Below are 23739 nucleotides of genomic sequence, written 5' to 3'. Positions count from 1 at the left end.
TCAAAATGCTCCGCGTTACTCTATTTTCAGTCCCCGCACCTGGGCAATGTATAAAGGGCGATGATCGTTTTCTAGGCACGGTCCGGACGAATATGCACAAAGCCCCATTAACGGCTTTAGTTGCTGGGCTTCGGAATACCCTATCAGCGCGGAATGTAGTGGTTGATCTGCATATTTGTGATATGCAGACCCAAGGAGCTACTAGTTATGAAGATAGATGCAAGGTTAAATATGGGGAGTTACAGCTTGGTGATATCACACTTGAGAAATACAGAATCGGCCAACCATTTGAAGCTGTAGTTTCGGAAATAACTACGTCTGACGTTATTGGGATAAATTCGAATTTTACACACTCTCGCAATATCGTTGCTGACTTTATTCGATTTTGTGCCGTTCAAAATCCTCGGGCAGTGATTGTTCTGGGAGGAACGGACGCTACGGTTGCTCCTGAATTCCATATTGATTGTGGCGCACATGTCGTAGTCAAGGGCGAGGGTGAGCTATGCTTCGCCGATTTACTCGAGTGCATTGATAAGAATTGGAGTTTTGACAACATCCCGAATATTGCATTTCGTGCAAAAGACGGAACGATTCAGCATACATCGAAAACCTTCTTGTCCCGATCAGGTGCTTATGACGTAAATGACATGCTACCTCCGGATTTCGAGTTAGTGGATTTAGAAAGCTACTCGGATACCGGAGAAGGTAAACCTCCTTTTGGAATTCAAGGTCCATTTATTAGTGTGGAAACTTCCAGGGGGTGCGCGCAGGCGTGTTCATTTTGCGCAACGCCCAGTACAAAAGGGCGCTTTAGATTTATGCAGCTAGAAAAAATACGTCAGCATTTTGAGTATTTCAAATCTAAGGGAATTCGTACTCTCCTACTTCAGGAAGACAATCTTCTTTCAAGAATTCATCGGCATTCCTCTGGTCATTCAGCATTCGATGATGGCAGAGATGAGTTGTTTGACATGTTCAATTTGGCACGAGATATGGGTTTTTGTTGGGAGTTTACGAATGGCATAGAGTTAGGGCAGTTCGAGCATGAAGGCGTTGTTGATCATGAGCTTATTCGAGTTATGTTTGATTCTACCGTCGTCAATGGTGACCTGATCGGGTGTTATAGAGCCACACTGCCACTGGAGAACCTCACTGACGAATCATCCAAACTGTTTAGAAAATTAAAGCCTTTGGGCGTGATAAAGAATGTTTTAGAAAGCATTGTTAATACAGGCGTGCACTCACTTTCATTCAATGTCATTATCGGCCGCCCCGAAGATGATGAGCACAACCTTTGTTTAACCTATTTAAGATCTGAGGAAATAAGAAGTGTATGCAAAGCATTCAATTCGAAAGTACAGATCTATTTTAATGTTTATATTCTCTCGTTGCTGCCAGGAACTGTCGATTTTAAGCGTCATCATGATCGATTGGCATATGATCTGAATGTAGATCCAGAAGTCATTACTTTCTATCTCGGCTCCCTCAACACCGATTATTATTCTCCACTTGAGATTACGCAAGCTCGTGGTGCCATGGCCAAAATGCTAAATAATGACGCGCTCATTGATGACTATGACGAGGTTCACTATATTTCGAGCGATAGATTTGAGCGGTTGTTTGCGAGCGCTGACTCCCAACAGTTACGCACTGATTTCATAAGTATCAAAAACATTCACCCTGGTAGTTAGGAACATCTATTCCATCTGGCTCGCCAACCAGCCCATGGACATGCGCGCTGGTACCGAAACCGCCCTGGCGCGGGTGGTTTCGGCGTTCGGCCGGCACAGCGGCATTGTGCTATACCTCCATCATCACCGGATGCAAGGATAACGGTCGGGGCGACGAGACTAATGACGGGGAACGCTAGGTCTATGAACACTGATAGATGAACAGTTGCGTTCATTTCAGGGGCGCTGAGCCAGTACTCTTGGGCTTCTGATTTGCGTATGAATATCTGACATCGCCCAGGATGCCAAAGCCAGAGGTTCATGTCTCTGGCCCAGCAGACAGTCACTCTATCGAATGCTGCGGGACATCGCTGGCAACCCCCAAGCCAGACACCACTCAGAACCTTATATCCATTCCGGGGCACTGACGTGACTAGCACAGCCGAACTGCCCCCCTCCATCTAAGCCAATATAAGCCATGTGTCATGTCGTTCGGGTATCAGATAGCCGCAACGGGAAGCTCGCTTGGTCTTGCCTCAACGAGGTTGGTGCGCAGATTGCGCTAGGACAAGACAGCCTAGCTACATTGCAAACGATACGCGCGCCGCGATCCGGAAACGCCGTGGAGAGTAAAGTTGAGCATTGATGATCTGCGTCCGCTGCAGGCCTTGCTTCGACAACGAAGATATCCTCTCAGACTGTCACGGCTCAGGGATCCCTAAGCAAGATGGAGCCGACCCCTTCTGAAAGACTTTGCGGCCTGTGCTTGCGCTGCTACTAGCAGTTAGCGCTGCTCATACAGTCAGTGTTCGGCCACACCTTGAGCCAGTTGCACGTCCTGTTGCTTGGGGCGGGATGGACAATCAAGGAGGTACGCCGTGCGCAAATCCGCCGACCAAGAAAACGTTTCGCCCTCCTCCCTATGGCCGATTTTCGGCATCAAGTGCAACCCAACATGTCGATAGCGCAATGCGTTGGCTATGGGTTACTCGAACGCTTTTCCCATACACATCGAATCCGATTCCAGGAGGAACCGGAATGAGGCTCGCACTCAAAACCGCTTTTAAATCCCCACCTAATAAATTCTTAACAATCATAAAAAACTATTAACCCCACCGGCGCATCTTTCCCAGCCACGGTATCGCGATCAACGCGACTGTCGGCCAACTCTACATATTTTGGGAATCCGCTATGACAACTGTGCAGCCGTTCCAGCCCTACCGCCTAGCCGTACCCAAACGTCTTACCCGTGCAGGCTGGTTCGCGGGAGCTCTTTGCTTGGCGCTTCTACCCAGCGCATGGGCGCAAAATGAGCAGGACAAATTCAAAGATGGCGGATCACAGTGGAGCATGGGGCTCGGTGCAGCAATGGAGCGTCGTGCTTATCGCGACTTTGACGACAAAGCTCAACCCATTCCCATACTGACTTATGAAAACAAATGGATAAGCCTGGGCTTTCCAAGCATAGACATTAAGCTTCCCTCTGCCGGCCCAGTCGACTTTCGGCTGCGTGCACGTTATGCCAATGACGGCTACGAAGAGAGCGACTCACCCTACCTGGAAGGAATGGATGAGCGCAAAAACAGTATTTGGCTTGGCGGCGCGGCGATCTGGCGCAACGATGTAGCCAATGTCAGTGCGGAAGCACTGGTCGACGGCTCCGGAAATAGCGATGGGACGCGGTTCAAACTGCAGGTAGATCGTCGGTTGGCAATGGGCGCTTGGGGATTCACCCCTCGGGCAGCAGTGCAAATAATGGACAGCAGATTTGTCGATTATTACTACGGTGTGCGACCTTCAGAAGTGCGTGCTGATCGACCGCAGTACAGTGGCGAGTCGGCAACCAACATTGAGCTGGGCTTTCGGACAGACTACTCGTTCACCTCCAAACAGATGGTTTTCCTGGATATGGGGACAACCTTGCTTGGCAGCGGTATTAAGGACAGCCCCTTGGTTGAGCGTGGGCAGCAAGCGGGCGCGCGCGCGGGCTACGTTTATCGATTTTGAGCAAATCGAGTGCGTTATTAATGAAAAACTAATGACGTTGCATCAAGATGAAAAATTGCGATTCATGAGGCCAATGCACGCCTATGCACCTCCTCCTTGTAGAAGATGACGCCATGCTCGGCGAGGCCATTTGCGATGGTGCTCGTCAGGCTGGCTGGAGCATCGATCATGCCTGCGATGCTCAAACCGCACGCATAGCCCTGGTCGATCACGCGTACGCAGCTGTCATGCTGGATATAGGATTGCCTGGTCATTCGGGGCTTACGGTTTTGCGCTCAATGCGCCTTAACTGTGATGCAACGCCTGTGTTGATACTGACGGCGCGCGGGCAACTGAGTGAACGTATCCAGGGACTGGATGCTGGCGCGGACGACTACTTGGTCAAGCCGTTTCAGTTTGACGAGCTGTGGGCTCGTTTACGTTCCGTCTTACGCCGTAGTCAAGGGCGGGTCATCCCACTGTTTACTCTCGGCGATATTCAAGTCGACCGCAGTCGCAGACTGGTAAGCAAGGCGGGTGTTGACGTGCCATTGAGTGCGCAGGAATACCGCACGCTGCTGGCCCTGCTTGATCGTCTTGGCCACGTGGTCACGCGTGACTATTTGCAGGACAGGGTTTACGGCGTCACCAACCTGGTGGAAAGCAACACCATTGCGGTATTCATCCATCAGCTACGTCGCAAGCTCGGCGATAGTCTGATTCGCACGGTGCATGGGCATGGCTACATAATTGGGCAATCAACGCAATGAAGCCTAAGTCTCTGTATGCGCGAATGATGTTGGTAATAGCCGTTGTGATTGCGCTCTGCTGGGTTGGGGCGCTGATCATACTTTCCGCTTACTTCACCCATAACGGAACGAGCACTTGGGACGAGAAACTGCAGGTCATCGCGACGCAGATCCTCATGACCATACCGGCCAACAGCAAAGTAGGCGTAAGGCAATCTCCTGGAATGCTCCCCAAGAACTCGGCATTTGCTGATCGCGAAAATCTGGTTTTCCAAGTCTGGTTTAATCAGCGTGATTTAGTAGCAAGTACACCTAACGCGCCAAAAGAAGCACTGCGCCCTGACTTCGCCGACGGTGCGACTTCAACTGTCATTGGCGGGAAGCGCTGGCGCGTCTACTCCGTGGTCGACAGTAAAGGCCAGGTCAACGTGCAAGTCGCCAATCTGCACAGCATTGTTGATCAGGAAATTCGGGGTGAAACGTTGATCGCAGTTGCGCTCGCAACCTTGCTGCTGCTTCTGGCGGGCGTGCTGATGTGGTTCGTAGTACACAATACGCTCAGGCCCGTTGTTGCGTTGGGAACGGCGATGCGGGAGAGGCAAAGTTTCGATCTGACACAGTTACCGTCATCGGCATTGCCGATAGAACTTCACTCGCTGGTAGCGTCGTTCAATCACATACTCCAGCGACTTGAAGAGGCTGTTCAGGACGAGCGACAGTTCATCGGTAACGCGGCACATGAGCTGCGTACGCCGCTAGCCGCTCTGCAGGCGCAAGCTCAGATTGCGCTGCGCGCTCCACTCGCAGTGGACAAAGATGTGGCTTTATCGAAGCTTCTAACGGTTGCTCAGCATAGCTCCCGTCTGTCTGAACAACTGTTGGACTTGGCAAGACTAAGTGCCGGCACACGAGCGCCTAACCACTGCCTTGCTGATCTGAGCGAATTGGTACTGCACGTTGCACATGAGTTCGATATATACGCGTCTCAACAAGACCGTAATCTGTCGCTCGATATTTCTCCGTGCATGGTACGGTGCGATATCGACGAAATCGGCGTTCTACTCCGTAACCTTATCGACAATGGGCTGCGCTACACCCTGAGGGGGGGCCATGTAACCGTTAGCTGTGGGTACATGGCCTCTTCAGAAAAGCGTGTCTACCTTAAAGTGGCTGATAACGGCCCTGGCGTGCCGCCAGCAGAGCAAAAATTAATATTCGATAGATTCTATCGCGCGATGGGCACGGAGAAACGAGGAAGCGGAATTGGCCTGTCCCTGGTCGCAGGGATTGCCCTGCATCACCGCGCGACCATTGAAACTTACGAAGGGCTGAATGGTTGCGGCTTATCCATTTGTGTCATGTTTCCAGATGTCACCACCGAGATCATCTCGCATCAGGAACCTAGTTCCTCCTCTAGCACCGTTTAAAGGTTTTCTTGCTTCGGCGGGAGTTGACTGATTTTTTCAAGAAACTCGGCAATGGTGAGCAGTTGATCGCTGGAAAAATCGCTGGCCACTGAAACATAGTTCTCTTGCATGCCCACGTATAGATCTATCAAGTCCGCTGCCGCTTTTTCGTCCAACTCAATCAGTACGCTACGTCGGTCGCTTGGGTGAAACACCCTGCGCACGTATCCGTTCTGTTCAAGCCTGTCCAGCAGCGACGTCACCGAGCTTGCGGATAGCCCAAGAACGGGGCCGATGTCTTTCGGACTGACTGCTTTTTTCTGCCGATACAAATAACCCACGCATGAAAAATCCGTTGGATGAAGATGGTGGCGCTTAGCCGCTTGAAGTCTGCGTTCTTCAAAATTCTGCACCACTGCGCGAAGAGCTCTGCCAACGCGAACGATTTCCTCTCGCGCGGAGTTGCCTTTAACGGGAATTTGTTCGATCATCGAAATATCCTGAAGTCGTATATTGCGTCAGGTAAAGTACGTGAGAGGCGGCGCATATTCAATACGCGTGTCTCGTGGTGGTAGGGGATTGCCCTTCATAGCACTTTCATGGAGTGTCCGAATGCTTATTTCACAATCACAGGAAACAGAGGCCCAGCCGGTTGGTTTGATCATCACGGCAATAGCATTGACGCTTTTCCTTTCGTCTCTGAGCCAGACTATCGTCTCCATTGCACTCCCAACCATTGTTGCTGATCTTGGCGGTGTTGATCAGCTTACGCTGGTCATTATTGCCTATCTCGTTAGCTCCACCGTTGCGGCGCCGCTCTACGGCAAGTTTGGAGATCTTTATGGGCGCAAAATAGTGCTTCAAGTGGCCATTGTGATTTTTTTGGCTGGGTCGGGGCTATGCGCTGCTGCGTCTTCGATGCCTTTTCTCGTTGTTGCGCGAGTGGTGCAGGGTCTAGGTGGTGGCGGTCTCATGGTCGTTGCCATGACGGTTGTTGCGGACATCATTGCCCCACGTCAACGAGGCAAAGTTCAAGGCATCCTGGGCGCTGTGTTCGGCCTTGCTACTGCCGCTGGCCCATTGCTGGGAGGTGTGCTTGTCGACCGGCTTGGCTGGCACTGGATTTTCCTGCTCAACCTGCCATTGGGGCTCCTGGCACTTGGCGTTATCACACTGGCGCTCAAGCCACGCTCAGAATCAAAAAAACAATCTATAGATTATGCCGGCATCATCCTGTTGACGGCGGCACTCGCATCTTTCGTCATTGCAACCAGCCTGGGTGGAAAGGTTGCTCCCTGGATTTCGTTTGAGGTGCTGGGGCTTCTGACCGCGACTGTCGTTTTGACGGCTGTCTTTATCGCTGTCGAGGCGCGATCTGCCGAGCCCTTGCTGCCACTGAGACTGTTCGAGAGCAAAACGTTTGTACTGACCAGCAGTATCGGTGCCTTGGTCGCTATGGGCATGTTCTGCTGCACTACTTTTATCCCCTTGTATTTGCAGACGGTCAAAGGCGTCAGTCCAACGCAGTCAGGGTTACAGCTGCTGCCCATGATGGGGGGCATGATCGTGTCCGCAACGCTGTCCGGCTGGCTAGTCACCAAGACCGGTCGCTACAAATATCTTCCGGTAGTGGCGACTGCAGTCATGGCCGCAGGCTTGCTGTGTCTGGGGCTGATGCAGTTGGATACACCCACTTGGCGCGTAGCAGTTTATCTGACGATGGTAGGAGCCGGGATTGGCCCCGTTCAGAGTGTCGGTATCACCGCTACCCAGAATGCAGTGGAGGGAGCCATGGTCGGCATTGCAACGGCGAGCTCCAGTATGTTCCGGCAAATCGGTGGGTCGCTTGGCGTATCGGTATTTGGAGCGGTTTTCGCAACGGGACTCGCCTCTGGGCTGAGTGCTATCGCTGCAACCGGTGTGCACGTGAGCGCGTTCAGCTTGAACGCCATCGCCTCTGCGCCGGACACGGTGCGTCAGTCAATGCTGTCTGCATTCGCCAATGCACTGCATCCAGTATTCCTGGGCGCGGCGGCTGCAGCCGTAATGGCGTTTGTCTTAAGCCTGTTTCTTGAAGAACTACCCTTGGGATCCTCATTGCACAGGCAGCCATGACGACCCGCTAGATCGATTGGATCAGTAATACCAGCTACATTTTTTGCGTTGGCAAAGTAAGCATCTGCCAACGACATCTTGTTTAATCACCGCTTTCTGTCTGGCCTCAGGGAATTTTCCCCCGCAGATACCCCGAGCCGTACGAATGGTATTTATGCCTGTGATTATGCTTCGCTTATCAACGTCCTTTAACGGCCCCTTTGTGCAGGAGATACAAAATGAGCATTGATTGGATCAACTTCACGCCATGGACTTCATTGGGCGGTGGAGCCTTGATAGGAACGGCCATCAGCTTGTTCGTTCTCGCAAATGGCCGTATCGCAGGCATCAGCGGCTTGCTTGGAGGCGTGATGCAATTTGCCAGTGAAGGCTGGAGCGAGAAAGCATTATTTCTGCTTGGCCTGGTGATTTCGCCATTGCTGTGGGGAGCATTCACTGTCTTGCCAACGATAGAGATTAATGCAGAGTGGCCTGCCCTCGTCGTAGCGGGTCTGCTCGTTGGCGTGGGAACGCGTTACGGTTCGGGCTGTACGAGCGGCCACGGAGTATGTGGGGTATCCCGACTATCACCTCGCTCCATCGTAGCAACGGCGTGCTTTATGACTACTGGATTTGCGACGGTATACGGCAGTCGCCATGTGCTGGGAGTTTAAAGATGATCAAGTTGGCTGCATTTTTTGCAGGCTTGATATTTGGATTGGGTCTGCTACTGGCAGGCATGGCGAACCCCGCTAAGGTATTGGCCTTTCTTGATGTGGCTGGGGCCTGGGATCCGTCACTCGCACTGGTTATGGGAGGGGCCATCTCAGTAGCGGTCATCCCTCTAAATTGGGCGCGTAAAAAAAGGCAATCCTTGCTGGGAGCCCGCATGCAGTTACCATTGAAAAACGAGTTGGACGCACGCTTGATGGGTGGCAGCCTGTTGTTCGGTATAGGGTGGGGAATTGCGGGAATCTGCCCTGGGCCAGCCGTCGCGCTTTTACTTACCTGGCATTGGCAAGCCCTCATATTCTTTTTAGCCATGCTGGCCGGCATGTCCTTTTTCTCTATTCTGGAAAGTCGACGCGCGTCTTAATGAGCTGATGGCTATGGACAACACGCTCCTGGCTATGTGCTGCCATCACGCTTTGCGTGACTAGATCGGCTGCCACCTATGCGGCAGCAGTTGATCGATTCCACTCGCGCGCTGCGTCTGCAGGCGCGTGAGGACATCTTTTAGATACATGTACGTATCACCACTTCAATGCCCAGGGTATCCAAGAGTGCGCCCAGCCCGGCGCCTCGATTGCCAGCGTCGCACTGAGCCAGGGCATCAACGCAACCTCGTCCATAAGTGGATTCGGGTGCAAGCGCTGCCAAGCAACCAGCCTTCATTGCGCTGGCTCTATTAAATCGTGTGTCAGGATGCCAACGCCAGAGGGTCATGTCTCTCGCCCTGCAGGCAGTCACTCTGTCGGAGGCTGAGGGACATCGCTGGGAACCCCCAAGCCAGACACCACTCAGAACCGTATATCCATTACGGGGCACTGACGTGACTAGCACAGCCGAACTGCACGACCAGAACGCCGATGAACAAGCGCGCGTATTGGTGGCGCAAATGACCGATGACGAAAAGTTTTCATGGCTGTCCGGCCCGATGGCTATTCCCTTGGGCGATACTGAAAAGCCTGAAGGCGCTTTGGGATCGGCCGGTTTCTTTCCAGGCATTCCACGGCTTGGCATCCCGCCCATGCAGCAATCGGATGCGAGCCTGGGCGTCGGTAACCTGGCCGATGTCCGCCCGGGTGATCACGCCACCGGTTTGCCTAGCTCGCTGCTGCTCGGCGCGACGTTTAATCCTGAGGTAGCGTTCGAATCAGGCGCACTCGTAGGGCGTGAAGCCAGATCCAAAGGCTTCAACGTACAGCTGGCTGGGGGCGCAAATCTGATTCGAGAACCCCGCGGCGGGCGCAATTTCGAATACGTCTCGGAAGACCCTCTGCTCACCGGCGTCATCGCCGGTCACTCCATCGCAGGGATCCAGTCAGAAGGCGTAGTCTCGACACTCAAGCACTTTGCCGTCAACGCTCAGGAAACCGGCCGAGTGATGGTCAGCTCTAACCTGAGTGAAGCCGCGCTGCGTGAATCGGACCTCCTGGCTTTTCAGCTCGCTATCGAAATCGGCCAACCGGGCTCAATCATGCCTGGCTACAACCTCATCAACGGCGAATACGCTTCGCAGAATGCATTCCTGCTGAACGAAGTGCTAAAGCGTGATTGGCGCTATCCCGGATGGGTGATGTCCGACTGGGGGGCCACCCACTCAACGATCAAGGCCGCGCTCGCAGGACTGGATGTGCAGTCTGGCGCTAACCTGGATGACGCCCACTACTTTGGCCAAGCACTGCGTCAAGCAGTGACCGATGGTCACGTTCCTCAAAGCCGCATTGATGACATGGTCACGCGAATCCTGCGCAGCCTGATCTCAGTAGGCGCTCTCGACCAACCTACCGCCCTGCCCCAACCAATTGATTACAGCCATCACAGACTCGTTGCGCAACGCCAAGCTGAAGAAGGTATCGTGCTGCTGAAAAATACTGATGCCGCGCTACCGTTGCCCCAACGTGCCAAGCGGTTACTGGTTGTTGGTGCGCACGCCGATCATGGGGTGCTGTGTGGCGGCGGCTCTTCCTGCGTGACGCCTATCGGTAGTCTGTCGCTGCCCGGTACCGACATCATGGGCATGCAGGTTAATAAGGTCTACCAGCCCTCCTCGCCGCTCCAGGCCATCCGCGAAGAAAGCGCTGCGCAACAGGTAGATTTTCTTGACGGCACCGACAAGGCGGTTGCCGTCGCGCAAGCGCGTATCGCAGACGCAGTTGTTATCTTCGCCCAGGAGTGGCGCTCTGAAGCGCTTGATGCCAAGGGGCTGGGGTTGCCAGATGATCAGGACGCTTTGATCGAAGCACTCGCTGCAGTGAACCCCAAAACTATCGTGGTGCTCCAGAGCGGTGGCCCTGTGCTGATGCCGTGGCTTGATAAGGTTTCGGCGGTGCTGGCCGCATGGTATCCGGGTTCAGGCGGTGGGCCGGCGATTGCCGGCGCACTGTTTGGCCGGGTGAATCCATCCGGTCACCTTCCTGTTACCTTCCCGGCCAGTGAGCAACAACTCCCCCGACCCGGCCAGATCGACCCGGCCACCACCACCTCAAACCCGGGTATGCCGCGCATAGGAGATATCATCCCTATCGACTACGACATTGAAGGTTCGGACGTTGGATACCGGTGGTTTGCCAGAGAAGGCTTGGCTCCGCTCTTCCCATTCGGCTATGGGCTGTCCTACACACGTTTCGAACTATCGGAATGTCGGATCACTCGCCGTGAACCGCTAACCATCACGGCCGATGTGGAAAATACAGGCGAGCGTGACGGAGCCATCGCGGTGCAGGTTTATGTTCAGAAACTGGGGACTTCGGGCTTTGCGAAGCGGCTGGCAGGCTTCCAGAAGGTGTTCTTGAAGGCAGGCGAGCGCGCAGCGGTAGAAATTAAGCCGGAGCCGAGGATACTGGCTCAATACGACACTGGCAGCTTCGAGATCAGGAGCGGCGACTACAAAATGTGGGTGGCGAGGGACGCCAATGATGAAGCCATTGGCCTGGACTATTCCATTCCATAATCAGCTCATCCTTTTGGTGAGCCGGACTTGATCCCCGTTGAGAGTCAGCGAGATCGAGAAACGGCAAAAAGCCCCCGAAGCTGCTAGCGGGCAGACCTCGGGGGCAGATGAAGATTTAACGGGGACGCCCCTATCGGAACTTCCCTCTCTCCTCACTCAGCGGCGCAAGAGACGGTCTAGAATCAGCAAAGCTATTCCACCAATTGCAACCGCAGCGACTGGTTTTTCTTTAACAAACGCAGCTACGCTGTCCATGGCATCGCCATAGGCCTGGGTCAACTGACCAGAAGCCTGGCGACCGGTACCTTCCGCCTCCAGCTTCGAATCACCAAACAGCTTCCCTACTGCGCTCTGTGCTTTGCCGGCAACCTGCTCTACAACGCCTTCTACCTGTTCGCTCTTCATGATTCACCAAACCTTCGTGTGTGAGTGACCCAGGATCAGCCTGGGATTGGCGCAACGTGCGCAGAATTAGGGGGCGGGCGCAGTGATTAGTTCAGCGAGGATGAGCCTCTGGATTCCTCGCGAATCAGGTTTTGCACCATGATCGAGGCGCAGCCTTCGAGAGGATGCTACTGACTGCTGATTTCGCAACCATTTAGAACCACAGTGCGACAGAACAGTCTGTCCCTACACACCTTTCCACCTTATAGGGAACTTCATGATCATCGTTCACCATCTCAATAATTCCCGTTCGCAGCGCATCCTCTGGCTACTCGAAGAACTCGCCCTGCCCTACGAAATCAAGCACTACCAAAGAGATGCCAAGACCAACCTCGCGCCCCCTGAACTGAAAGCCATAAACCCGCTGGGCAAATCACCGGTTATTCAGGACGGCCCTCATGTGCTGATCGAATCCGGTGCTATTGTCGATTATCTGATCCGCCGCCACGGCGACGGCCGCTTGCAACCTGACCCGGCCACCGCAACCTATGACGAATATGTGCAATGGTTACATTTCGCCGAAGGGTCGGCCATGCTGCCGCTGATGCTTAGCCTTTATGTCGGGCGTCTTGGGGAAGCTGGCAAGCCGCTGCAGCCGCGAATCGAATCTGAGCTGGCCAACTACCTAGGTTATCTGGAGAACGCGTTGAAACTTACCCCGTATTTATTGGGTGAAGAAATCAGCGGCGCGGATTTCCAAATGAGCTTTATTGGCGAGTTCGCAAAGTCCCAAGGCATGCTGCAAGACTACCCTAGCCTCGCCGCGTGGATAGACCGGTTCCAGGCGCGTCCGGCCTATATCAATGCGATCAAAAAAGGCGGCGATTACAAGTTCGCGGGCTGACCGCTAAATACGCAGGCTTGGTAGTTCCTGCCTTTGACCGCGTCTTCAAGCGCTCCATGGCTCACATCAGAGCGAAATGGCAGCCAGAAAAAAGCCGTCTCACGACGGCTGTTTCATCTTCTACGGGTCATTTAACCAACCAATTCTCAACCTCGTCGCCGAACTGACCTTTCCAGGCTTTCAGAAGCTTGTGGTTGCCGCCCTTGGTTTCTACGACCTCACCTGTCAGCGGGTTTTTATACACCTTCATCTCTCGAGCCTTACGTGTCTTTTTCTCGGCAGCCACTGGAGCAGACTTCCGGCCGCTGGCTGCCTGGGGATCGAGAATGCCGACTATCTCTCTCAAGCTGAAGCCGTACTCGCCGAGCAGGCCGCGCAGTTTGGTTTCAAATTCGATTTCTTTCTTCAAACCGCTATCATTTTTCAGGGTTTCAAGTTCGGCGAGCTGGGCGGCGAGTTGTTGTTCAAGCTTGCGAAACTCTGCGAGGCGGGACATGTAAATCTCCAAGGTCGTTTTGATGTGACCGATGTTAGCTTAACGCCGGTAATGAGTCATTCGCTACAAACCTGCTCACCTCAACGATTAATCACATGTTCCAGACCGTCTTGCTGTGTGATCACATGGACTATAGCGACACATTCGCATCGTGGCTGCATGAACAGTTCGCGTATGAGTTCGCTACTCAGGCGCTCCATGATTGGCAGCAAGAATTCAGAGATGGCCAGAATGACGGGAACTGGCGAGCCGTGATCGCGCTGGAAAATGGTCAGCTCCTCGGAGGGGCCGCCTTGGCCAAACACGACTCGCCCGATTACTCAGAACTCGGGCCGTGGCTTGCGTGTGTCCTTGTTGCACCATCGGCAAGGAAGCGTGGCTTGGCCGAACAACTAATTACAGAGGTCTGCTCTAACGCAAAAGAAACTGGACATCAGAAACTGTATTTGCACACACAGGACCGACGTCACTATTACGCAAAGCGCGGATGGGAGTATCTAGAGTCGTTTCGTGCCTGGGGCAAAGAGCATTCGCTAATGCAGCGCAGGCTTTAGGCCTACCCTGTACCGCACAGATGACACCGCTCAGCTTGCAAGCTGTTGCTGCCAACCAGACCCCATCCTTCCAGGCTGATGCTTTATGGCGGGCGAGCCTACTCATCCTTTGATGAACCCAACCTCACCCCCGTCATCTCCTCAATCAGCAACACCATCGACGCCGTGTACTCCACATTCGATCGAGTCACGATCTCATAAGGCTCACTGGTGGATTGAATCGTCAGCGCCAATTTCACCAACATCCCGTGATCCAGCGCCATCTGAGCGACATCGTTTGGCATGACGGCCACCAGATTCGGGTCTTTGAGCAACAGCGACAACGTCGTGAAGGTCGAAGACGTCTCGATCGCGTAAAGCGGAAAACTCAGCCCCACTTGGCGAAACTCGCGCTCGAGCGTCAAGCGCATGGGCATGTTGACCGGGAAGACTACCCAGCGGCTGTCCATCAAGTCGTCCAACTGCAGCTTCGGCGCCTGTGCCAGGCGATGCGCCGGATTCGCCACCACCACCAGCGGCTCCTGTGCGCGGAAGCGGGTTTGATAAGCGCCTGGACGTGGGCTGACGCTGGTTCGGCAGATCGCGACATCCAGCCTGCCCTGGTCCAGCAAACTCAACAGCCTTGAACTGGTGTCTTCGACGATGGAGATCGACAGTTCCGGCTGTTTGTCGCGCAGTCGCGCCAGGCTGTCCACCAGCGTTGGCACGGCGCCCATGATGGTGCCGATGGTCAGGCGCCCGCCTTGCCCTTTGAGGATGCCGACCATTTCTTCGCGCAGGTGCTCAAGGTCAGTGTGAATCAAGCGGGCATAACGAATCACGCAGCGGCCAAGATCGTTGGCCTCCAGCCCCTTGCTCGTGCGCTCGAAGAGGCTTGAGCCAAAAACGGTCTCGATTTCCTGCAATGCCTTGGTCGCGCCCGGTTGCGACAACGCCATGATCTCGGACGCTTTGCGCACCGAGCCATGCTCGTCGAGGGCAATCAACAGGCGCAGCTGCTTGAGTCGCAGGCGAGACACCATGGATGAGAAGGACGGCAGCATGGGTATACCTAAAAGTTATCGCTTGGGTCGTAACTCTCATTAGGCAGCAGCAGCCTGGAAATTTAAAGTGGCCTCAACCATAACAACAAGCCGAGGCCTCACCATGCGTTTAATCCAGTTCGAAGATTCTGCGGGCCAGCGCCGTGTCGGCGTGGTCGAGGGCGACTCGATTCAGGTGGTCAACGGCATATCCAGCACGCGCACTCTTGCCCTTGCCGCCATTGCCAATGGCCACAGCCTGCAGCAGGAAGTACAGAGCGCGGGCACCTCACTGTGTGCCGAAGGTTATACCCAACTGCTGGAAACCCACCGCGTCCTGCCGCCACTGGACCATGAAGACCCGGCCCACTGCCTGATCAGCGGCACTGGCCTGACGCACCTGGGAAGCGCTTCGACTCGGGACAAGATGCACCAGGAAAAAGCCGACAATCAGGCTGCGCTGACGGACACCGCTCAGATGTTTCAATGGGGTATCGATGGCGGCCGTCCGGCGGCAGGTGCTGTGGGCGTTCAGCCAGAATGGTTCTACAAGGGCGACGGTTCGATTGTGGTACGCCCGAACCAGGCGTTCCAGTCGCCCGAATTCGCCGAAGATGCGGGCGAAGAACCCGAGCTGACCGGCCTGTACGTGATCGGCCATGACGGCACGCCGTACCGCCTGGGCTTCGCCTTGGGCAACGAGTTCTCCGACCACGTCATGGAGCGACGCAATTACCTGTATCTGGCGCATTCCAAGCTGCGTAACTGCGCCTATGGGCCGGAGCTGCGCGTCGGTGAGTTGCCCCGACACCTGGCGGGCACCAGCCGGATCTGGCGCGACGGCAAGGTGCTCTGGGAGAAAGAGTTTCTCAGCGGCGAGGACAACATGTGCCACAGCCTGGAGAACCTGGAATACCACCACTTCAAGTACACCCAGTTCCTGCGCCCGGGCGATGTGCATGTGCACTTCTTCGGCACGGCCACCCTTTCGGTCGCAGACAACGTCAAAACTCAGCCGGGTGATCGGTTCGAGATCAGCATGAACGAGTTCGGAAAACCCCTGTGCAACACCTTCGAAGTCGTCGCCTCAGCGTTCAACATTGGAGAAACAAGATCGCTCTGACGGGGCAGGCCCTGCACCGGGCCCTTAGCAACGGATGCATTTCATAATAAACATAAGAGTGAGATGAACATGACCACTGGCAATGTACAGGTCGTCACGGCGACTGCCTCGACGAGTGCCACGAGCGCCCGTCCCACCACCGTGCGGTGGAGGATATTCCTGCTCCTGCTGCTGCTCTCCGCCATCAACTACATCGACCGGGCTTCGCTGTCCGTTGCGCTGCCGCTGATCTCGGCTGATTTCAACATGACGCCGGCGCTGGAAGGTTTGATGCTCAGCGCGTTCTTCTGGTCGTATGCGCTCATGCAGATCCCTGGCGGCATGCTGCTTGACCGTTTTCAGACCCGCAACATTGTCGGCATCGCCACCATTGGCTGGGGTCTGTTCCAGGCCTTGGCGGGCGGCGCACACAACTGGATCACGCTGCTCATCACGCGCATCGGCCTGGGTGTCGCAGAGTCGCCGATCATGCCGGCCGGGGCCAAGCTCAACGGTGCCTGGCTGACGCCCAATGAGCGCGGTCGCGGTGCGACCCTGGTCGATGGCGGCGCACCGCTCGGCACTGCACTGGGCGCGATCCTGATTGCGGGATTGATCACCTGGTTTGGCTCCTGGCGGATAGCTTTCGTCATCGCCGGCCTGGGCACCATGGTCGTGGGCGTATGGGCATGGTGGTACATCAGGAACCACCCCAGTGAGCACCCTAAGGTCAATGCTGCAGAGCTGGCGTACATCACTGACGCTAATGAAGCGGCCAGAAAAGCCACGGGCGGGCGCAAGGCGATCCTCAAGGAACTGCTGAAGAGCCGTTCAGTGCTGGCCATGTTCGCGGGCTTCGCTTGCTACAACAGTGTGTTCTACGGCCTGCTCACCTGGATGCCGAGCTACTTGCACCAGGCCCATAACCTGGACATCAAGGCCATGGGCGGCGCGACCTTTCTGATCTTCATGTGCGGGTTCATCGGTGAACTGTTTGGCGGCTGGGTGGCCGACAAATGGAAAGCGGCCGGTGGTCAACCCAACACTGTCATGCGCAGCATGTTCGCAGGCTCTGCGGCCATTGCCGCCCTGTGCATTCTCGCCGTGGCGTATAGCAGTGACGCCGTCGTGGTCATCTCGCTGCTGTGCGTGGCGCTGTTTTTCATTCGCTGGTGCGGCATGTACTGGTGCCTGCCGGCGATCCTCGGCGGCCAGTCCAAAGCGGGTGTGTTGGGCGGCAGCATGAACTTCTGCGGCAACATGGTTGGCGTGATTGTGCCCATCCTGATTGGCTTGATCGTGCAATACACCGGTTCGTACTTCCTGGCGCTGATTTTCTTCGTCGCCATGGCCTTGGGATTGGTGCTGTTCTCCAGTCTGATTGATTACCGCGAACGTGGATTGGCGTGACCTGCCCTGTTCTGCCCATTCCCATTGCGCTCACTGAATAACCGAGGCAATCGTCATGCAGCTCATAACAACAACAGGCAGCGAAACCGCTGCCAATGCCGTGATCAGACTCAACGCGCTGGACGATGTGTTGATCGCCCGGCAACCGCTGGTCAAAGGTCTGGTGCTTAAAGCCGAAGGTATCGAGGTGCTTGAGCCTGTGCCTTCCGGTCACAAAGTCGCGGCGCGTCATATCGACGTGGGCCAACCCGTGCGCCGCTACGGTCAAATCATCGGCTTCGCCAGCCAGTCCATCGAAGCGGGACAACACGTGCATGTCCACAACGTCGCCATGGGCGATTTCTCTCGGGACTACGCGTTCGGTGTTGACGCCAAAGGCAGCCCTGCCCCTATAGCGGAGACGTTCATGGGCATCGTGCGCGCCGATGGCCGTGTGGCGACTCGCAACTACATCGGCATCCTGACGTCGGTCAATTGCTCCGCCACAGTGGCGCGGGCGATCGCCGACTATTTCCGCCGCGACATTCATCCTGAGGCATTGATTGAATACCCCAACGTCGACGGCGTCGTCGCACTCACCCATGGCGTGGGCTGCGCCGTCGATCCGGGTGGCGAGGCGCTGGCCATGCTGCGCAGGACATTGGGGGATATGCCGTTCACCCGAACTTTGCCTCGGTGCTGATGATCGGCCTGGGTTGTGAGACGAATCAGATTCCCGATCTGCTGGCAGCCCAGGGCCTGACCAGCAGCCATTCGCTGCGCACGTTCACCATTCAGGGCACAGGCGGCACGTCGAAAACCATCGCCAGTGGCATCGCGCAAGTGAAGTCACTGCTGGCAGAAGCCAACCACGTCAAACGCGAACCCGTCAGCGCCAGCCACCTGATCATCGGCCTGCAGTGCGGTGGGTCGGACGGTTATTCGGGCATCACGGCGAACCCTGCATTGGGCAACGCAGTCGACCGCCTGGTAGCAGCCGGTGGCACCGCGATTCTGTCGGAAACGCCAGAGGTCTACGGCGCCGAGCACTTGCTGACCCGCCGCGCCGTCAGCCAGACAGTCGGTGAAAAGCTCATCGCCCGCATTCACTGGTGGGAAGCCTATTGCAAGCGTATGGACGCCGAGCTGAACAACAACCCTTCGGCGGGCAACAAAGCCGGAGGCTTGACCACCATTCTGGAAAAATCCCTGGGGGCCGTCGCCAAAGCGGGCTCCACCGATCTGGTGGATGTCTACGAATACGCTGAAACCATCAGGGCACATGGCCTGGTGTTCATGGACACCCCCGGCTACGACCCGATCTCCGCCACCGGCCAGGTCGCTGGCGGGGCCAACCTGATTGCCTTCACCACGGGGCGCGGTTCGGCGTATGGCTGTGCGCCCTCGCCGTCCATCAAGCTCGCCACCAACAACCGTCTGTGGGAAACCCAGGAAGAAGACATGGACGTCAACTGCGGCGGGATTGCCGACGGCACCATGACCATCGAGGAACGCGGCGAATACATCTTCCGCATGATGCTGCGCATCGCCTCGGGTGACAAAAGCAAAAGCGAACAGCATGGCTACGGCCAGAACGAGTTCGTGCCGTGGCAGATCGGCGCGATCACGTAAGACCTCTCATTTACTTCGGCACTCCGGCTCCCATCGTCCAGCACGGTGGGGAGCCGCTTGGTTCAGCGGGTGTCCCGACATTTACTCATCCAATCAGGAGCCCTGACATGACGCAGATTCTCGGTCTGAACTACATCGGTGGACAGCGACTCGGCGCTGGCAGTGTGCAGTTGCAAAGTTCCGATGCCACCACAGGCGAGGCACTCCCAGGCCAGTTCATCCAGGCGACGCAAGGCGAAGTCAACGCGGCAGCCAAGGCGGCCGCTGCTGCCTACCCGATTTATCGCAATCTGCCAGCGTCCTGCCGCGCCGAATTTCTGGACACCATCGCCGACGAGCTGGATGCGTTGGGCGACGATTTCGTCAGCACCGTCTGCCGTGAGACGGCGTTGCCTGCCGGACGTATCCAGGGCGAGCGTGGTCGCACCAGCGGGCAAATGCGCCTGTTCGCCAACGTGCTGCGTCGGGGTGACTTTTACGGTGCGCGCATTGATCGCGCCTTGCCGGATCGTAAACCCCTGCCCCGCCCCGATCTGCGTCAGTTCCGAATCGCCGTGGGCCCGGTCGCTGTGTTCGGCGCGAGCAACTTCCCCCTCGCGTTTTCCACTGCCGGTGGGGATACCGCTTCTGCCCTGGCGGCGGGCTGCCCGGTCGTATTCAAAGCGCACAGCGGCCACATGGCGACCGCTGAATGGGTGGCGGACGCGATCATGCGTGCAGCGGCGCGCACCGGTATGCCCGACGGTGTGTTCAACATGATCTATGGCGGGGGCGTCGGCGAGTGGCTGGTCAAGCATCCATCGATTCAAGCCGTGGGGTTCACCGGCTCTCTCAAAGGCGGCAACGCCTTGTGCAAGATGGCGGCCGAGCGTCCCCAGCCGATTCCGGTATTCGCCGAAATGTCGAGCATCAACCCGGTAATCATTCTCCCCCAGGCGCTAAAGGTGCGTGGCGACACGATCGCCAATGAGCTCGCCGCCTCGGTGACCTTGGGTTGCGGGCAGTTTTGCACCAACCCCGGGCTGATCATCGGCGTGCAGTCGGCCGATTTCACGGCGTTCTTGGAGCGCTTCACTGCGCGAATGGACGATCAACCGGCGCAGACCATGCTCAACGCTGGAACCCTGGCCAGCTACAGCAAGGGGCTGCAACACTTGCTCGCGCACCCGGGCGTGACGCATCTGGCGGGAAGTCCGCAACAGGGTAGCCAGGCCCAACCGCAGTTGTTCAAAGCCGACGTCAGCCTGCTGCTCAGCGGTGACGAACTGCTTCAGGAAGAGGTATTCGGGCCGGCCACCATCGTTATCGAAGTCGCCGATCAGGCGCAACTGGCCGCAGCGCTCAATGGCCTGCGCGGGCAACTGACGGCCACCGTCTTCGGCGAAGCGGATGAGCTGATGGAATACCGCTGGCTGACCGAGTTTTTGCAGGAGAAGGTCGGCCGGATTCTGTTGAACGGCTATCCGACGGGCGTGGAAGTCACCGAGACGATGGTGCATGGCGGGCCGTACCCGGCGACGTCGGACGCGCGCGGGACGTCGGTGGGGACATTGGCGATTGATCGCTTCCTGCGCCCGGTATGTTTCCAGAATTACCCGGATGCTTTGCTGCCCCCTGCGTTGCAAGACGCTAACCCGTTGGGCATTCAGCGGTTGGTGGATGGGCAACAGTCGAATGGGGCACTTTGACGGCCAAGCCGAGGGAGCCATGAAAAACCGCCCGATTGGGGCGGTTTTTATCATCCGTTAATCGCAACTCGCCGGCGAAGTGCCTACCGCCCGAGGTACTCACCCACCCCACTCTCCAGCAGGTCCACCAGTTCGGCATCCATATATTGAAAATCGTCAGGGATCTCCAGAACGTGGATGAGCTTGTGTTCAAGAAGCCGAGCGTACTCTGCGCGAAGCCGCTGCAGGTGTTTACGCTCCATGACGAAGATCACTTCTGCCCAGCGAATGTCCGCAGGCCCAACTTGCTTGCGTGCACTGGAACTGGTGCCCGCCGAACGCACATTGAAACCGGGTCGACGGCGCCACATCGCTTCCGCTGTAGGGCTTCGCCACTGGTTACGACTACAGATGAACAGGAGATTCGTCACTTTAGATCCAAAAGCCAGGAGAAGGATGAGGCGTTGCTCGTGGCACAGGCTGATTAACAGAATCGCCCATCAAGTACTGGCGCGGTCGATCAATGCAAAACCGGTGTCGACGCGAATACGACTGCTGCTGGAGGTGTGTTCATGAAACCGATCCAGCAAGGCCTGGGCAACTTGTAACCCGATGCGACTCCCATTGACGCTGACCGTCGACAACGCAGGGTAAACCTGAGCTGCGCTGCTGAGATCACCAAAGCCCATGACCGCCAGATCCCCGGGAACCTGAAGGCCACGACTTGCCGCCTCGGCCAGAACCCCCTGAGCGACGGTGTCGGAGCTGCACACAACGACGTCGGTGCTGATGCCTCGGCCGAGCAGTCCTGCCAGCCCTTCCCGTCCCACTTGCAACGTTGCCGGAGGTGCGAGCAGTTGCATGGGCACGTCGGTGATGCCGTGCTTTTTGAGTTCGGCGATCAGGCTATTGCACCGACGCATACCCCGGGGATCGCTGATCGCCACGACAGAAAAGCGCTTGTAGCCTTTGTGCAGCAAATGCCGAGCCGTTTCTTCACCAACGCGTTCGTGGGAGAAGCCCACCAGCATGTCGATGGGATCTTCGCTCAAGTCCCATGCTTCCACTACGGGAATACCTGCTTGAGCCAATCGGGTGCGACTGGATGCGGTGTGTAAAGTACCGGTCAGCACGATACCGTCCGGTCGACGTCCCAATACCGCCTCCAGGAGTTTTTCTTCCTGCTCCGCGTCGTACCCGGTAAGCCCGAGGAGGGTCTGATAGCCTGCTTGAGTCAGTCGGTCCATCAAGGCTTGAACCGTGTCGGCGAAAATGCTGTTGGCGATGGTGGGCAAAAAGATCGCCACCAGACGACTCTTGTTGCTCGCCAGCCCTCCCGCCAGCATGTTCGGCACATAGCCGGTCTTTCGAACGGCTTCGCGCACCTTCTCGCGGGTGTCCTCGCTCACCAGATCAGGCCGGTGCAACGCCCGCGAAACCGTCATGGGCGACACGCCCGCTACTTTGGCAACATCAATCAAGGTAGGGCTGGAGGGTTTTTTCGGCACGGACGACAGTTCCTGCTGGGCAGGCCCGCCTGGTTTCTTGGGCATGAAGGATTCCGAATTCAACACTGGGGTTGGCTCAGCTCTGAGACAAGCTGTGTCGAGGGGGAATTTAACAAAGCTTGGGGCGACAAGCACCCGGTTAAATAAATGGCCCGCTCACCCGACCGGGAACTGAATACGGATATCGAGCAGCGTGATGGCCGGACGCTGCGCTGCGGCGGTCCATCTCATCGAAGTGGCATACAACGAGCGTGGCAGCGGGTCCAGCCCACCGCTGCCACGCCCTTGCCGAATATCGCCGGTCAGGGCCGCGAACCCACCTCAGCGACCTGCGCGGTCCACGCGCGGGTTTGCTCGCTCAGAGAGAGCCCGAGGCCTGGGCGGTTCGGCACCAGCATGCGTCCGTCGCGGGTTTCCAGGCGCTCGTTGAACAACGGTTCCAGCCATTCGAAATGCTCGACCCATGGCTCCGTTGGGTAGGCAGCGGCCAGGTGAACATGCAGTTCCATGGCAAAATGCGGCGCCAGCATTATCCCGGCCTGCTCGGCCATGGCCGCGACCTTCAGATACGGCGTGATACCACCCACCCGTGGGGCGTCCGGCATGAGAAAGTCGGCGCCGCGCTTATTAATGAACTCAGCGTGCTCCGCAACGCTGGTGAGCATCTCCCCTGTCGCGATCGGTGTATCAAACTGTTGGGCCAGCGCCGCGTGCCCTTCGGCGTCGTAGCAATCGAGCGGTTCCTCGATCCAGATCAGGTTGAATTCCTCGAAGCGCCGGCACATTCGCTGCGCAGTCGGACGATCCCACTGCTGATTGGCATCGACCATCAACGGGAAGTCATCACCCAGATGTTTGCGCACGCTCGCAACCCTGTGCAGATCAAGCGCCCAATCGGGTTGCCCCACCTTCAGCTTGATGCCGCCGATGCCCTTTTCCCGCGACATATCGGTGTTGTGCAGCAACTGATCCAGCGGCGTATGCAGGAAGCCGCCTGATGTGTTGTAGCAGCGCACCGAATCCCGATGAGCGCCGAGCAAGCGGGCGAGCGACAAGTTGGCGCGTTTGGCTTTCAGGTCCCACAACGCAACGTCAAAGGCGCCGATGGCCTGAGTCGACAGACCGCTGCGGCCCACCGAAGCCCCCGCCCAGCACAATTTGGTCCACAGCTTGGCGATGTCGCTGGGGTTTTCTCCGATCAACGCAGGCGCAATCTCATTGGCATGGGCAAACTGGCCCGGGCCGCCGGCACGTTTGGAGTAGCTGAAACCCAGGCCCCGGTGGCCATCTCTGGTTTCGATCTCGGCCACCAGAATGGCGATTTCGGTCATCGGCTTCTGCCGGCCGGTCAGCACCTTGGCGTCGCTGATCGGGTTGGCCAGAGGCAAGAACACCGACGACACTTTCACCCAGGCAATCTGGTCATCGTCGGAAGACGTGGTGTGTTTTTGTTCTACGGGCATGGTGCGTTCCTTGGTCTTGAAGAAGTGTCTGTTGGGA

General features: G+C 56.5%; 20 protein-coding genes and 2 pseudogenes. 14 read left to right on the top strand and 8 right to left on the bottom strand.

What is annotated here, in order from left to right; translation table 11 throughout:
- Positions 1–5: 5 nt before the first annotated feature.
- From OKW98_RS15095 to OKW98_RS15080, 4 genes are all read left to right on the top strand, one after another.
- Positions 6–1691: a B12-binding domain-containing radical SAM protein gene (locus OKW98_RS15095; protein WP_265385475.1), complete on the top strand. Its 1686-nt coding sequence runs from the start codon at positions 6–8 to the stop codon at positions 1689–1691.
- Between the two features lie 1170 nt (positions 1692–2861).
- Positions 2862–3677, top strand: a complete 816-nt coding sequence (locus tag OKW98_RS15090) for a MipA/OmpV family protein (protein WP_265385474.1) — start codon at positions 2862–2864, stop codon at positions 3675–3677.
- An 83-nt stretch (positions 3678–3760) separates the two neighbouring features.
- Positions 3761–4426 carry a response regulator transcription factor gene (locus tag OKW98_RS15085; RefSeq protein WP_265385473.1) on the top strand — a complete coding sequence of 222 codons (666 nt, stop codon included), beginning with the start codon at positions 3761–3763 and terminating at the stop codon, positions 4424–4426.
- Positions 4423–5832, top strand: a complete 1410-nt coding sequence (locus OKW98_RS15080) for a sensor histidine kinase (protein WP_265385472.1) — start codon at positions 4423–4425, stop codon at positions 5830–5832. The genes OKW98_RS15085 and OKW98_RS15080 overlap by 4 nt, the downstream gene beginning before the upstream one ends.
- Here the strand turns inward: OKW98_RS15080 and OKW98_RS15075 are convergent.
- Positions 5829–6302, bottom strand: coding sequence for a MarR family winged helix-turn-helix transcriptional regulator (locus tag OKW98_RS15075; RefSeq protein ID WP_265385471.1), 474 nt, complete (start codon positions 6300–6302; stop codon positions 5829–5831). The two genes, OKW98_RS15080 and OKW98_RS15075, sit on opposite strands and share 4 nt — an antisense overlap.
- 121 nt (positions 6303–6423) lie before the next feature.
- On the opposite strand from OKW98_RS15075, the gene OKW98_RS15070 reads away from it, so the two are divergent.
- The 3 genes from OKW98_RS15070 to OKW98_RS15060 all read left to right on the top strand — a co-directional run bounded on the left by OKW98_RS15070 (position 6424) and on the right by OKW98_RS15060 (position 9001).
- Positions 6424–7926: an MDR family MFS transporter gene (locus OKW98_RS15070; protein WP_265385470.1), complete on the top strand. Its 1503-nt coding sequence runs from the start codon at positions 6424–6426 to the stop codon at positions 7924–7926.
- Positions 7927–8144: 218 nt separating this feature from the next.
- Entirely contained in the window at positions 8145–8579 is a 435-nt protein-coding gene (locus tag OKW98_RS15065; RefSeq protein WP_265385469.1) for a YeeE/YedE family protein, read from the top strand.
- 2 nt (positions 8580–8581) lie between these two features.
- Positions 8582–9001 carry a DUF6691 family protein gene (locus OKW98_RS15060; RefSeq protein ID WP_265385468.1) on the top strand — a complete coding sequence of 140 codons (420 nt, stop codon included), beginning with the start codon at positions 8582–8584 and terminating at the stop codon, positions 8999–9001.
- A 60-nt stretch (positions 9002–9061) separates the two neighbouring features.
- Here the strand turns inward: OKW98_RS15060 and OKW98_RS27530 are convergent.
- Positions 9062–9160, bottom strand: a pseudogene (locus OKW98_RS27530) (transposase domain-containing protein); the annotation flags it as partial.
- A gap of 297 nt (positions 9161–9457) precedes the next feature.
- On the opposite strand from OKW98_RS27530, the gene OKW98_RS15055 reads away from it, so the two are divergent.
- Complete coding sequence (locus tag OKW98_RS15055) at positions 9458–11581, top strand: beta-glucosidase family protein (protein ID WP_265385467.1); 2124 nt, start codon at positions 9458–9460, stop codon at positions 11579–11581.
- A 156-nt stretch (positions 11582–11737) separates the two neighbouring features.
- Here the strand turns inward: OKW98_RS15055 and OKW98_RS15050 are convergent, their stop codons facing one another.
- On the bottom strand, positions 11738–11986 hold the full coding sequence (locus OKW98_RS15050; RefSeq protein WP_265385466.1) for a CsbD family protein: 249 nt from the start codon (positions 11984–11986) through the stop codon (positions 11738–11740).
- 256 nt (positions 11987–12242) lie between these two features.
- Here OKW98_RS15050 and OKW98_RS15045 point away from each other — a divergent pair, with 256 nt between their 5' ends.
- On the top strand, positions 12243–12869 hold the full coding sequence (locus tag OKW98_RS15045; protein WP_265385465.1) for a glutathione S-transferase family protein: 627 nt from the start codon (positions 12243–12245) through the stop codon (positions 12867–12869).
- 127 nt (positions 12870–12996) lie between these two features.
- Here OKW98_RS15045 and OKW98_RS15040 read toward each other — a convergent pair whose 3' ends face one another.
- A complete protein-coding gene (locus OKW98_RS15040) occupies positions 12997–13365 on the bottom strand; it encodes a histone-like nucleoid-structuring protein, MvaT/MvaU family (protein WP_265385464.1) in 369 nt (122 codons plus the stop codon).
- Positions 13366–13460: 95 nt separating this feature from the next.
- On the opposite strand from OKW98_RS15040, the gene OKW98_RS15035 reads away from it, so the two are divergent.
- Positions 13461–13919 (top strand): GNAT family N-acetyltransferase, encoded by a 459-nt coding sequence (locus OKW98_RS15035; RefSeq protein ID WP_265385463.1) that lies wholly within the window; start codon positions 13461–13463, stop codon positions 13917–13919.
- 98 nt (positions 13920–14017) lie between these two features.
- Here OKW98_RS15035 and OKW98_RS15030 read toward each other — a convergent pair whose 3' ends face one another.
- Complete coding sequence (locus OKW98_RS15030; RefSeq protein ID WP_265385462.1) at positions 14018–14962, bottom strand: LysR family transcriptional regulator; 945 nt, start codon at positions 14960–14962, stop codon at positions 14018–14020.
- Positions 14963–15065: 103 nt separating this feature from the next.
- Here OKW98_RS15030 and araD1 point away from each other — a divergent pair, with 103 nt between their 5' ends.
- The 4 genes and pseudogenes from araD1 (at position 15066) to OKW98_RS15010 (ending at position 20752) form a co-directional block, all read left to right on the top strand.
- Positions 15066–16064 (top strand): AraD1 family protein, encoded by a 999-nt coding sequence (gene araD1, locus OKW98_RS15025; protein WP_265385461.1) that lies wholly within the window; start codon positions 15066–15068, stop codon positions 16062–16064.
- Between the two features lie 69 nt (positions 16065–16133).
- A complete protein-coding gene (locus OKW98_RS15020) occupies positions 16134–17453 on the top strand; it encodes an MFS transporter (RefSeq protein ID WP_265385460.1) in 1320 nt (439 codons plus the stop codon).
- 55 nt (positions 17454–17508) lie between these two features.
- Positions 17509–19064: pseudogene (locus tag OKW98_RS15015) on the top strand (UxaA family hydrolase).
- Between the two features lie 107 nt (positions 19065–19171).
- Complete coding sequence (locus OKW98_RS15010; protein ID WP_265385459.1) at positions 19172–20752, top strand: aldehyde dehydrogenase (NADP(+)); 1581 nt, start codon at positions 19172–19174, stop codon at positions 20750–20752.
- Between the two features lie 83 nt (positions 20753–20835).
- Here OKW98_RS15010 and OKW98_RS15005 read toward each other — a convergent pair whose 3' ends face one another.
- The 3 genes from OKW98_RS15005 to OKW98_RS14995 form a co-directional block, all read right to left on the bottom strand.
- Positions 20836–21162, bottom strand: coding sequence for a low molecular weight protein tyrosine phosphatase family protein (locus OKW98_RS15005; protein ID WP_265385458.1), 327 nt, complete (start codon positions 21160–21162; stop codon positions 20836–20838).
- A gap of 69 nt (positions 21163–21231) precedes the next feature.
- On the bottom strand, positions 21232–22284 hold the full coding sequence (locus OKW98_RS15000) for a LacI family DNA-binding transcriptional regulator (RefSeq protein ID WP_265385457.1): 1053 nt from the start codon (positions 22282–22284) through the stop codon (positions 21232–21234).
- Positions 22285–22541: 257 nt separating this feature from the next.
- Positions 22542–23702 (bottom strand): L-talarate/galactarate dehydratase, encoded by a 1161-nt coding sequence (locus OKW98_RS14995; RefSeq protein ID WP_265385456.1) that lies wholly within the window; start codon positions 23700–23702, stop codon positions 22542–22544.
- Positions 23703–23739 lie beyond the last annotated feature (37 nt).

Origin of the sequence: Pseudomonas sp. KU26590, assembly GCF_026153515.1 — a bacterium.
Taxonomy (GTDB): Bacteria; Pseudomonadota; Gammaproteobacteria; order Pseudomonadales; family Pseudomonadaceae; genus Aquipseudomonas.
Note: the sequence above shows the minus strand (reverse complement) of the source record. Positions and strands in the feature narration are given on the sequence as shown.